This is a genomic window from uncultured Marinobacter sp. (assembly GCF_963974375.1).
Lineage (GTDB): Bacteria > Pseudomonadota > Gammaproteobacteria > Pseudomonadales > Oleiphilaceae > Marinobacter.
In genome coordinates, this window is sequence record NZ_CAXBDN010000123.1 from 1 (window position 1) to 11,905 (window position 11,905).

Sequence of the window (11,905 nt, forward strand, 5' to 3'; positions counted from 1 at the left end):
GTCGTTTGTTGGTCACTCTGGTAACACTTGAGCGCGTGTATGGCGATAGATGACGGCCGGAAAGCTGCCGGCCAGGTGTGTTGCTCAGGCTTTCTTCCGGGGAATACCCAGCCGCTGGCGTCGCTCCCACAGGCTTTTTCTGCTGATGCCCAGCTTCTGTGCCAGTTCGGTTTCGCTCATACGATCCTGGTTTTCCAGCACAAAATGCTGGAAGTAATCTTCCAGCGACAGATCGTTGCCCGCATCCTGGTCTGCCCTCGGTGAGGAGTGCAGGGTTTGTTCGTTGTTGCCGTCCACCAGACCCTCTGGAATATTGTAATCGCTGCCCTCGGAATCCAGGTCAAGCAGCGCCGGGGTGATCAGCTCGGAATCACAAAGAATGGTGGCCCGTTCGATGGCATTTTCAAGCTCCCTGACGTTGCCAGGCCAGCGGTGCCGCTCCATGGCCCTCATGGCTTCCGGGCTGAGGCTGAGCCCGGGTTTGTTCATGCGTTTGCTCTGCCGGTCAAGGAAGCGCTTCGCCAGCACCAGAATATCGCCCTCGCGATCACGGAGCGGGGGAATCCTTACCTGCATCACGTTGAGCCGGTAATAAAGATCTTCCCGGAATTCGCCAGTTCGGGTCATGGCCTTGAGGTTACGGTGGGTGGCGGCAATCATCCGCACATCCACCTTGCGGCTCTGGGTTGAACCCACCTTGCGGATCTCGCCTTCCTGCAATACCCGCAGCAGCCGGGCCTGGGCTTCAGGCGGTAGCTCACCGATCTCATCAAGGAACAGGCTGCCGCCATCGGCGGCTTCAATCAGACCGGTGCGGGCCGACACGGCGCCGGTGAAGGCGCCTTTCTCGTGGCCGAAGAGTTCTGATTCGATAAGGCTCTCGGGAATGGCGGCGCAGTTCACCGAAATCAGCGGTGCTTTGGCTCTCGGGCTGAGCAGGTGCAGGGCACGGGCTGCCAGTTCCTTGCCGGTTCCGGATTCACCGTGAATGAGGACGGTGGTTTCGGTTGGCGCCACCTTCCGGATCAAGGTGAAAACATGCTGCATGGCCTGGCAGTGGCCGTACATGATCTGTGAAGGATCGGATTCTTCTCCACGGCTGACCGGGGAGCTCTCGCTGTCGTTGGTCACCGGCGCGTGATGGGCCAGAATATTCTCTACTGCCGTGAGCATCTCATCGTGATCGAAGGGCTTGGCAATGTATTCAACCGCGCCTTTTCTCATGGAGTCCACGGCCGAGCGCAGGCTGGCGTAGCTGGTCATGATGAGTACCGGAACGCCGGGGGCGTGCCCGATCAGGCTGGTGCCAGCCTCACCGGGCAGTCGCAGATCCGAGATGATCAGATCAAACGACGCCAGCTCGTCACCAGCCAGGGCGGCTTCCACGGAGTCAGCTACCGCCACGGTGTAACCCGAGTGCTTGAGAAGCTTGCTCAGGGCGGAACGGATGATTTCTTCATCTTCTACAATCAGAATTCGATGCATAGTGTGGTTCAGGACCTTTCTTCTGGGCCGTCGGTGGTCTGGCCATCGTCCGGCTTGTAGGCAGGAAGTTTCATGCGAACCAGCGTACCGAGACCAGTGACGGTGTTCGCCGGGCTTTCCACCGCGATGGTTCCGTAGTGTTCCTCAACAATGCTGTACACCAGTGAGAGACCGAGGCCGGTGCCCTGGCTTGCACTTTTCGTGGTGTAGAACGGCTCGAATATGTGATCAAGCTGATCGGTCGGAATGCCTGTGCCTTCATCAGTGACCGTGATGATAGCCGAGTAGTCATCGCTGGTGCCACTCACCCTTATTGTGCCACCTTCCGGTGAGGCATCCCGTGCGTTGGCCAGGAGGTTGACGAAGACCTGTACCAGTCGCTGCTCGTCACCGAGCACAAAAAGGTCGTTGGGGCACTCGTTCAGATACTGGATTCTCGGGCTTTTGTCACTTAGCGACAGCAGGTTAATGGATTCCTCGACGCAGCGGCGCACCAGTGCCGGCTCGTAGCGGTTCGCCTGAGCGTGGTTGCCGGAGCGGGCAAAGTTCATCAGTGATTGCAGGATGGTGGAAATCCGCCGGGTTTGCTGTTGTATCTGATTGGCGGTGGCAAGCACGTCCGGATTGTCGGTTTCCAGCTTCAGGTTCTGGGCCAGTGACGAGATGCCGGTCACCGGGTTGCCGATTTCGTGGGCGACCCCGGCGGCCAGCCTGCCAACAGACGCCAGGCGCTCACTGTGCATCAGCTCATCTTCCAGTAACCGGGTTTCGGTCTGGTCTTCCACCAGAATAATGCTGCCACCTTCCGGATGGTCCGGCCCCGCCAGCGCTGCCTTGTGCAGGTTCAACCAGTGGGGACGGCCCTTGAGATCAAGCCGGTGTTTGTAGCGTCGCAGATCGGGGCCGTTAACGAAATCTTCCAGTAACTGGCGCCAATGGCTCGGCAGTGCCAGCAGTCGCGCACCGACGACATCGTCAGCGGGGATGGCCGTCAGCTCTGCCATGGCGTGGTTCCACATCAGGATTTCGCCGTCGTCGCCCACCGAGCAGGCCGGAATTGGCAGGTTCTGCAGGGTTTGCCGGTAATGGCGACGCAGATTATCCAGCTCGCCGGCAAGGCCGGTCAGCCGATTTTCATATTCGCCCAGGGCCCGTTCCACATACTGGATGTCCTGGCCGGTCCGGCCTCCTGCCATGGGTTTGAAGCCGAGGTGCCGTTTGACCAGATCCCGGGCGACAGAAGGCCCCAGCAGTCCCGACAGGTTGACTTCAATCTGGTCCCGCAGCCGTCGAAGTTGATAGGGCCGGTATTCCACAGCGGGAAGACCAAGGTCATTCAGGGCCCGGATGATCTCCCGTTTGGCGACGCTGTAGCCGAGAGGGTCTGCCAGCTGGCGTACGAAATCGGCAGAGCTGGAGGCTACCAGCTCACGTCGTTGCGGGCGTGAGAGCGCACCCAGCGAGCAGGCCTGGGCGGCGCTGGTTTCCTCGGTGGTTACCCGGGTCAGTACGGAAACCATGGCGAAAACCATGACATTGGCACCCAGGCTGAGAAACGTCAGTATTGGCCAGTTTGCCGTGGCGTCGGAACTGGTGAGGCTGAGCCAGGCCAGCAGATCAACCGCGTGCGAGAGAGGTAGTACCAGAGTGCCGCCCCACAACACCAGCCCGGTCAGCAGTCCGGCGATGAGGCCGCGGCGATTGCCCTCCGGCCAGTAAATCACGCCCAGCGCCCCGGGCAACAGCTGGAGCATGCCGGACAGGGATATGATGCCCAGGGTGGCGAGGTCCAGATCTTTTCCCAGCAGCTCATGGAACAGCAGTGCGGTGAAGATGATAACGGCGATCAGGATTCGCTTGATCCAGCGCAACCAGCGGTAAATATCATGCTGATCCCGCGGCGTACGCAGTGGCAACACCAGATGGTTCAGCACCATGCCGGCGAGCGCCAGCGTGCTGACGATCATCAGACCGCTGGCGGCAGACAGACCGGCCACATACATCAGCAGCATCAGCATCGGGCTTTCCAGGGCCTGGGCGATGCCAATGGCAAAGAAATCCGGGCTGGTTGAAACCTGCAGGGCCATGCCGCCCCAGAGAATCAGCGGAACGGGCAGTCCCAGCAACAGTAAAAACAGCGGCAGTCCCCAGCTGGCCCGGGCAAGCGCCACCGGGCTGGGGTTTTCGCTGAAAATCATGTGGTACATGTGTGGCAGTACCAGGGCACCGGCAAAGGACATCAGCATCAGGGCCCGCCAGCTGTTGTCATCGATGCTCAGGGTGAGCGCGCTGACGCCGGTCTGCGGCATGGCCAGCCAGCGCTCCAGCCCGCCCAGGCCACCGAAGACGGTGAACAATACGGTGCCGCCCAGCAGCAACATCGCGGTCAGCTTGACCAATGAATCAAAGGCAATGGCAACCACAAGGCCCTGGTGGCTGCCCGAGGTCTGGTCTCTCCGGGTTCCGAACAGCATGGCGAACAGCACAACCGTAAGGCTGAACAATCCGCTGACCAGTTGCGGCGATGCCTGGGGTGCAATCAGCAATGCGCTGCTGGAAACCGCTTTGATCTGCATGCTCAGCAGGGCCATCAGCGCGAGTCCGGTGCAAATGGTCACCAGGGTGCCCGCCCACTGGCTGCGATAGCGGAAGGCGAACAGGTCAGCCAGCGATGTCAGCTGGTAGGCGCGGCCGATACGCATGACCGGGTTGAGCAGTACCGGTGCCAGCAAAAAGGCGCCACTGATTCCGAGGTAGTAGGCCAGGAAGCCGTAGCCGGACTCAGCCGCCACCCCGACTGCCCCGTAAACCGCCCAGATGCCGGCATAAACGCCGAGACTCAGGGTGTAGATCAGCGGGTGGCGGATTAACCGTGCAGGCAGCAGGCCGCGTTCGGTGACGTGAGCAATGGAGAACAGGATCAGCAGGTATCCCAGGCTGATCATTAATAAAACAGGCAGGCTAAAACTCATCAGGGTCCCGTCGCCATTCCAGCCAGACGCCAAGGGCGATCAGGCTGCTCCAGAGCACATAGGGTGAGTACCAGGCATTACCCGGGGAAACCCACCAGTCCAGAATGTTGGGTGAAAAAATGTAAACAGCAAGGACCAGCAGAAAGACCAGGCGATAGATGTACATCGGACAAGGGTATCCGGGCTGTCGAGCCCCGTTTTATAACACGGAGCAGGGGTGGCTGTCAGGCCTCGGGCTGTTGATGACTGACCAGCGGGATACGGGCCCGGCACCAGTTGGTCCGGGCCCAGGCCAGAAGTTCATCGGCCGTTGCCCGCGCCAGCTCTGGCGGAGGTTGCTGGCCGAGAGCCTGCAAGGCATGCCAGAGATTATTGGCCGGGGCGTCGTCGTTCAGAGCGGGGGCGTAATTCTGCTTACTCAGCTTCTGCCCCTGTTGGTTAAGTATCACAGGAATGTGGCCGTATTCTGGCAGTGCCACCTTCAGGGCCCTGCGAATCTGGTTCTGTTGTGCCGTTGTCTCCAGCAGATCGGAGCCACGAATGACATGGCTGATGTCCTGGTCAATATCATCTGCCACCACAGCCAGCTGATAGGCAATAAATCCCTCTTTGCGCAGAAGGACCGGATCATCCAGCTCGGCGTTCACCGTCTGCTGTTGTGGCCCTAGAATCAGGTCCTGCCAGCGGGCCACTTCATCATTGAGTGCAAAGCGCGTCGCCAGCGGGCGTTCCGGCGGCGCATGACCGCCATCCCTGCACTTAAACGGATGGCGGCCGCCATGAGCCAGCAGTTCTTTGCGGGAGCAGCCGCAAGTATAGGCCCGCCGTTGCTGAATCAGACGGTCCAGCAGCTGGCGGTAGCGGTCAAGTCTCAGGGATTGGCGCCGCACCGTCTCATCCCAGAACAGGGAATGGGCTTCGAGGCTGTGCAGAATACTGTCGATGGCCTGGGGACTTTCCCGTAACGGGTCCAGGTCTTCAATGCGGACCAGCCAGGCGCCATCATGACAGCGCGCTTCCAGATAGCTGGCCAGTGCCGTAACCAGTGAGCCAAAGTGCAGCGGGCCGGTCGGTGAGGGCGCAAACCGGCCACGATAGGGTGTGTCAGTTTCAGCGGACATGGCGGGTATCAGGCCGGGAGCGGTGCCCGGCCAAACAGGGGATAAGCGTAATTGTCAGATACCGGTCTGGCGCTCACGGATCTCGGCAAGGGTCTTGCAATCGATACAGAGCGTTGCGGTAGGGCGTGCCTCCAGCCGCCGGATACCGATTTCCACTCCACACTGATCACAGAAACCGTAATCGTCTTTGTCGATCCGGTCAAAGGTCTTGTCGATCTTCTTGATCAGCTTCCGTTCGCGGTCGCGGGTGCGCAGTTCCAGGCTGAATTCTTCTTCCTGAGTGGCGCGATCACTGGGGTCTGCGTAGTTGGCCGCATCTTCCTGCATGTGGTGCATGGTGCGGTCCACCTCTTCCATCAGCTCCTGTTTCCACTGAAGCAGAAGATTACGGAAGTGTTGCAGCATATCGGCACTCATGTATTCTTCACCCTTTTTAGCTTCGTAAGGGGTGAAGTTGGTAAAGCGCTCGCGTGTCTTTTCTGCTGTCTTTGCCATGAATCCCGGCCTCTTTTTATAGCTCCAAGGGACGCAGCATATCCTTTGGCTGCGCCCGTCCCAATTCAGGAATTGGCGGAAAATACCAGATAAGCTTCTGGGGCGCCAGCGTTGTATATAACTCATTTTGTGCTTCGGCGCACCTCGTAAACCTGATCACGGAGTTGCCATGAAGTTCCCCGATGACCTTATAGAGGGACGCCTTGTTCGTCGCTACAAACGCTTTATGGCGGATGTACTGCTGGCAGATGGCTCGGAAATCACGGCCCATTGCCCCAATACCGGATCCATGCGTGGCTGCCAGCCGGACCAGGCAAGAGTCTGGCTGACCCCGGCCAATAACCCCAAACGCAAGCTCCAATACACCTGGGAACTGGTGGAAACCGCCCCGGGCGAGCTGGCGTGTATCAATACCGGGCGCGCCAATGGTCAGGTCAGAGCCGCTATCGGCGACGGCCGCATTCCTGCCCTGGCGGGGTATCCGCAGATAAAGGCCGAGGTTCGCTACGGCGCCGAAAAAAGCCGTATTGACCTGTGGTTATCGGGGCATGCGCACTGTCGTGATGCCTGGGTAGAGGTGAAGAATGTGACGCTGTCGGAGAATGGCGTGGGTTACTTTCCGGATGCGGTTACCGAGCGCGGGCAGAAACATCTGCGAGAGCTGATGGCGCAAGTGGCCGCCGGTGATCGCGGTGTGTTGCTGTTCTGCGTCAACCATACCGGCATTGCCGAGGTGCGCCCCGCCGACTTCATCGATCCGGCCTACGGCCAGCTGCTGCGGACAGCCGCCAGCGCCGGTGTTGAGCTGATGGCCTGGCAGGCTGATCTGGCCGCCGCTGCAGAGCCGGGTGAAGAGGGGATGGTGAGGCCCAGCGGGCACCTGACCCTGGTGCGGGAACTGCCGGTTATTCTGTGAGTCGGACCTGGATTTCCCCTGCCAGGTCCTGCACCGCAAGCGCGGTCAGCTGATCGCCCTGGCAGGGCCCGGCAATGCATTTGCCCGAGCCGGGTTCAAACAGGGCGCCGTGAGTCGAGCATTGCAAAAAGCAGTTGTCCAGATCCATGAAACGACCGGGCATCCAGTTAAGGCCGATACCCAGGTGAGGACACCGGTTCAGGTAGGCCTTTGGCACGCTGTCGTGCAGAAACACGAACCCGTCGCGGTCACCAATGCTGAACTCGACAAAGGCACCCTGTGCCAGCTGGTCGAGCTGGCACACCGTGTGCCAGTGCTTGCGGGCCGTCACCTTCAGGTATTCTCGCCCAGACCAAGATGACCACGAATACGCTGGGCCAGCTCGCCCGCCACCCTGGGCTGGTCGGTATGAACGTGAATGGTGTGGGTTTTTTCCTGCTCAGTCAGGGGTTCTTCCCATTGCTGTTGTTCGGTCAGCAGGGCTTCGGTGGCTTCCGAGGCGTCATGGTTGCGGCTGCGGATCCAGCTGCGGCGAGTCGCTTCCGGGGCTTCGCAGTGAATCAGCGCAAAGGGGACGCCCCGGGCTTCGGCAATATCGTCAAGCATCTGTCGCTCGGCCCGTTTCAGGCAGGCGGCATCGACAATCACGCTAAAGCCGGCCGCCAGCAACTGCGCTGACAAATCCGCCAGACGCTGATAGGTTTTCACCGTCATCGCTTCGGAGTAGAGGTCTTCACCAACACCCGAGTGGCTGCTGTCCAGTGGCCCCAGTCCCGCCAGGCGCTTGCGCTCCACGTCGGAACGAAGCCGGATCAGCCCCAGTTCGCACGCCAGGGTGTGGCTGATGGTGGATTTGCCGCTGGCGGACAGACCGGAGGTGGCCAGCAGGCAGCAGTTGGGTATGGCGCTGTAGCTTTCAGCCAGGTTGGCGTAGTCCCGGTATCTTTGCAGCAGCCCGGCTCTGTCCTGGTCCGACAGCGAGGGGTTGGCCATGGTGAACAGTGCGATCTTGGCCCTGACCATGGCGCGATAGGCCTTGTAGAGGGGCAGCAGCGCCAGCCCGTCGAAGTCATCACGCCATTCCAGATAGCGGTTGAGGGTGTGGCTTGCGAGTCCGTATTCCCGTCGGGACTCCAGGTCCATCAGCAGGAACGCCAGGTCGTTGATGACATCTATCCAGCGAAACGGCTCGCTGAACTCAATGCAGTCGAATACGGTCACCTGACCTTCGAACACGGTGATGTTGGCCAGGTGCAGATCGCCGTGACATTCCCGTACATAACCGGCCTGCCGGCGATGCTGAATCAGATCCTGCTGGCGCTCAAACGTGCAGGTTGTCCATTCTTCAAGGGCAGACAGTTGCGTCAGCAATTCCGCATCGTCCAGTAACGGGCGGATCTGGTCGAAGTTTTCCTGCATCGCTGCAATCACTGCGTCCGGTGTGCCCAGGGGCCTGTCATCAGCGATGGGCGGCAGCTGGTCGTGGAATCCGGCGACCTGACGGGCCAGATCGTCGAGCAGGTCCGGTGTCAGCCTGGAACTTTCCTGCAAGCCGTCGAACAGCTGATCCTGTGGAAACTGGCGCATGCGGACGGCGTATTCGAATGCTTCTCCCGAGCCTCCGGGGACGGGTTCCTCAGGACTGCCGGTGATGGCAACCACGTCCAGGTAGAGCGCTTCAGCCAGGCGTCGGTTCAGTCTTACTTCCTCTTCGCAGAAGTGGCGACGACGTTCCAGTGTGGAGAAATCCAGAAACCCGAAATCCACCGGTTTTTTGATCTTGTAGGCATAGTCCCCGGTGAGCAGGACCTGGGATATGTGCGTTTCCAGCACCTGAAAGTTACTGACCGGGTGATCAAAGAGTTCCGGTTTTTGCAGGGCGGTTATCAGGCCGGGCGCCATGGCGTCGGTCACAGGTCTCTCCTCTGGTTGTTTCAGCGAATGGCAGCTCTGGGTTGCTGCGGTATCAAAACCCGCGACACAGCCGCGGTTCCGTGATGCCGCTACCATAATAGCCATGAGATTACGGAAATAACACAGGGAGCGGATGACGGTGTCGATGGCAGTTTGGGTATAATGCCCGGATGCCGAAAAAATCTGTTCCCAAACGTCGTAAATCATCCTCTGCCAGATCCACTCCTCGCCGCTCTCGCCGGATAGCGCGCCTGCTTGCCCAGGTAGCTTTCGTCCTGGTGGTGGTGCTGGCCGGCTGGATGGTGTATCTGGATGCGGTGGTGACCTCCCGTTTTGAAGGCCGCCGGTTCGAGGTGCCATCCCGGGTCTATGCCCGCCCGCTGGAACTGTATAACGGTGCCAGCATCAGCGCGACGGCCTTGCGCCAGGAGCTGACGCTGTCCGGTTACCGGCAGGGGGACGGCCAGCGCCCCGGCACCTGGAGCCAGAACGGCAGCCGTTTCGTTATCAGCACCCGTGGTTTCGACTTTGCTGACGGCAGTGAACCCCGCCGGCGTATCAATCTGGTGATTTCCGGAAATGCCGTGTCCGGGCTGACCGTTGTATCGGGCGAAAACACGCCACTGTTGCGCCTTGAGCCCGCCCAGATTGGTGGGATCTATCCGGCCCATCGGGAAGATCGTGTGCTGGTCGGCCTCGACGAATTACCTCCCTTGTTTGAACAGGCGTTGCTGGTGACGGAAGATCGCCAGTTCTACGAGCACTTCGGTATCGCACCCTTGTCTATCGCACGAGCCATGATTGCCAACGTCAAGGCCGGGCGGGTTGTGCAGGGGGGCAGTACCCTGACCCAGCAACTGGTGAAAAACCTGTTCCTGACCCGTGATCAGACCCTGCTGCGCAAGGGCAACGAGGCGCTGATGTCGCTGTTGCTGGAGTGGCATTACGAAAAGCAGGAAATCCTGGAAACCTATGTCAATGAAGTTTACCTGGGTCAAGCCGGTGCCCGTTCCATCAATGGCTTTGGCCTTGCCAGTCAGTTCTTTTTCGGTGAATCCCTGAGCGATCTTCAGTTGCACCAGTCGGCGCTGCTGGTGGGTATGGTCAAGGGGCCCAGTTTTTACGATCCCCGGCGTAATCCGGAGCGGGCGACCGCGCGCCGTAACCTGGTCATTACCCAGCTGGAAGAGGCGGGTCAGATCGATAAGGCCACCGCGGACGCGGCCCGGGCCAAACCCCTGTCGGTTACCAGTCGCCCCAGCTGGTCCGAGAATCGTTACCCTGCCTACATTGATCTGGTGCGTCGTCACCTGGCGAGGGATTACCGGCAGGAGGATCTGCAGAGTGAGGGGCTGCGAATCTACACCACCCTGAATCCCGGGATTCAGCAGCAGGCCGAGAAAGCCGTCACCGAAACCCTGTCGCGGCTCGAAGGCAGCAACCGCGAGCCGGTGCTGGAGGCGGCCATGGTAGTCACCTCGAAGGACAGCGGTGAGGTGCTGGCGCTGGTTGGCGGTCGTGATGCCTCCTTCGCCGGTTTCAACCGGGCACTGGATGCCCGGCGGCCCGTGGGCTCGCTGATCAAGCCCTTTGTTTACCTGGCGGCCTTGCAGCAGCCTGAGCGTTATACCCTGATCAGTCCGGTTCAGGATACCGGCTTCGCCCTGGTGTTCGAGAACGGTCAGCGCTGGGAGCCTGGCAATTTTGATGGTGAACAGCGAGGTGAGGTGCCCTTGCACATGGCGCTGTCCCGCTCCTGGAATCTCCCTACCGTGAGGATCGGGCTGGATGTGGGGGTCGATGAGGTCACCCGTCTGCTGCAGAAATTCGGGGTCAGCTCAACGATTTCTCAGTATCCCTCCATGTTGCTTGGCTCGGTGTCCATGAACCCGGTCACGGTAGCCCAGATTTACCAGGGACTGGCCACCTCCGGTTTCAGCACACCCTTGCGGACTATCCGGGATGTGACCGATGCCCGTGGTGAGCCGCTGTCCCGTTACAATCTGGCGGTCGATCAGGTGGCGGATCCGGCGGCGGTGCATCTGGTGCAGTACATTCTGCAGGAGGCAATGCGGGAGGGCACCGGTCGCGGGGCTTATCGATTCCTGCCGCAGGATCTGGCCGTGGCGGGCAAGACCGGAACCACCGACGGTGGCCGCGATACCTGGTTTGCCGGGTTCAGCGGCGACCTGCTGGCGGTGACCTGGATGGGGCGTGATGATAATGGCCCCACCGCATTTACCGGTTCTACCGGCGCACTACCGATCTGGGCGACCTTCATGAGTCAGGTGCCCCAGCATGGGTTCACACCGGTGGTGCCGGATGGCGTACAGTACCACTGGGTCAACAGTGAGACGCGGGTGCAGACCGATGAACACTGCGAAAACGCGCGGCTGATGCCGTTTATTGCGGGCAGTGAACCGCAGCAATACGAAGGGTGTTCCGGTGACTTCAGTCGCCGGATACGTGGCTGGTTTGAGGGGTTGTTTCAATGATATCGACAAGGATTAGAACGTTGGCCGTGGCCGCTGTGCTGCTGACTTTGGGCGGGTGTGCATCGGGAGTCTATGCGCCGCCGGGGGGAAACCAGCAGCCGACCTCTTCTGAGCGACAGACCGAGTCAGCGCCACAGCCTCCGGAAGCCGGGGCGCGCAGTGACCGTGAACGGCTCTCCGAACAGCCGCAGACAGAGCCAGAAAAACCCGCCATTCAGCCGGGGTACCGGGACCAGGGCGATGACCTTTCACCGGCGGCGGTAAGTCTGATTCAGCAGGCAGACCAGTTGCTGGCCCAGGGCAATGCCGGGGGCGCTATCACCCAGCTGGAACGGGCTCAGCGGATCTCTCCCCGCTCCGCAGCGGTCTATTTCAAGCTGTCAGAGGCATACGTGGAAAGCGGGAATCTCGGTGCGGCAGAACAGTTTGTTCTCAAGGGGTTGTCGCTGAGCGGTTCGGATACCCGCCTGCAAAGGTCTGGCTGGAACCTGCTGGCGGACGTACGCC

10 protein-coding genes are annotated in these 11,905 nt (G+C 60.3%); 3 read left to right on the plus strand and 7 right to left on the minus strand.

Annotated elements, in window-relative coordinates:
* Positions 1 to 84: 84 nt before the first annotated feature.
* Genes AAC035_RS11660 through dksA form a run of 5 tightly spaced genes read right to left on the minus strand, consistent with a single transcriptional unit; the run spans position 85 to position 6,073 of the window.
* Positions 85 to 1,485 (minus strand): sigma-54 dependent transcriptional regulator, encoded by a 1,401-nt coding sequence (locus AAC035_RS11660; RefSeq protein WP_339804207.1) that lies wholly within the window; start codon positions 1,483 to 1,485, stop codon positions 85 to 87.
* 8 nt (positions 1,486 to 1,493) lie between these two features.
* Positions 1,494 to 4,457 carry an ATP-binding protein gene (locus tag AAC035_RS11665; RefSeq protein ID WP_339804210.1) on the minus strand — a complete coding sequence of 988 codons (2,964 nt, stop codon included), beginning with the start codon at positions 4,455 to 4,457 and terminating at the stop codon, positions 1,494 to 1,496.
* Entirely contained in the window at positions 4,447 to 4,623 is a 177-nt protein-coding gene (locus AAC035_RS11670) for a hypothetical protein (protein ID WP_339804213.1), read from the minus strand. The genes AAC035_RS11665 and AAC035_RS11670 overlap by 11 nt, the downstream gene beginning before the upstream one ends.
* Positions 4,624 to 4,681: 58 nt before the next feature.
* Positions 4,682 to 5,578: a tRNA glutamyl-Q(34) synthetase GluQRS gene (gene gluQRS, locus AAC035_RS11675; protein WP_339804216.1), complete on the minus strand. Its 897-nt coding sequence runs from the start codon at positions 5,576 to 5,578 to the stop codon at positions 4,682 to 4,684.
* Between the two features lie 54 nt (positions 5,579 to 5,632).
* Positions 5,633 to 6,073, minus strand: a complete 441-nt coding sequence (gene dksA, locus AAC035_RS11680) for an RNA polymerase-binding protein DksA (protein WP_339804218.1) — start codon at positions 6,071 to 6,073, stop codon at positions 5,633 to 5,635.
* A gap of 169 nt (positions 6,074 to 6,242) precedes the next feature.
* Between dksA and sfsA the strand changes: the two genes are divergently transcribed.
* A complete protein-coding gene (sfsA, locus tag AAC035_RS11685; RefSeq protein WP_339804221.1) occupies positions 6,243 to 6,989 on the plus strand; it encodes a DNA/RNA nuclease SfsA in 747 nt (248 codons plus the stop codon).
* Here the strand turns inward: sfsA and AAC035_RS11690 are convergent.
* Together AAC035_RS11690 and AAC035_RS11695 are read right to left on the minus strand one after the other, a co-directional pair.
* The gene (locus AAC035_RS11690) at positions 6,979 to 7,320 is read right to left on the minus strand and encodes a Rieske 2Fe-2S domain-containing protein (RefSeq protein ID WP_339804224.1); all 342 of its coding nucleotides are present in this window, start codon (positions 7,318 to 7,320) and stop codon (positions 6,979 to 6,981) included. The two genes, sfsA and AAC035_RS11690, sit on opposite strands and share 11 nt — an antisense overlap.
* 2 nt (positions 7,321 to 7,322) lie before the next feature.
* Positions 7,323 to 8,891: an AAA family ATPase gene (locus AAC035_RS11695; protein ID WP_339804230.1), complete on the minus strand. Its 1,569-nt coding sequence runs from the start codon at positions 8,889 to 8,891 to the stop codon at positions 7,323 to 7,325.
* A 182-nt stretch (positions 8,892 to 9,073) separates the two neighbouring features.
* Between AAC035_RS11695 and mrcB the strand changes: the two genes are divergently transcribed.
* Positions 9,074 to 11,398 (plus strand): penicillin-binding protein 1B, encoded by a 2,325-nt coding sequence (gene mrcB, locus AAC035_RS11700; RefSeq protein ID WP_339804226.1) that lies wholly within the window; start codon positions 9,074 to 9,076, stop codon positions 11,396 to 11,398.
* A 20-nt stretch (positions 11,399 to 11,418) separates the two neighbouring features.
* On the plus strand, positions 11,419 to 11,905 hold a 487-nt coding region (locus tag AAC035_RS11705), incomplete at its 3' end, for a tetratricopeptide repeat protein (RefSeq protein WP_339804227.1).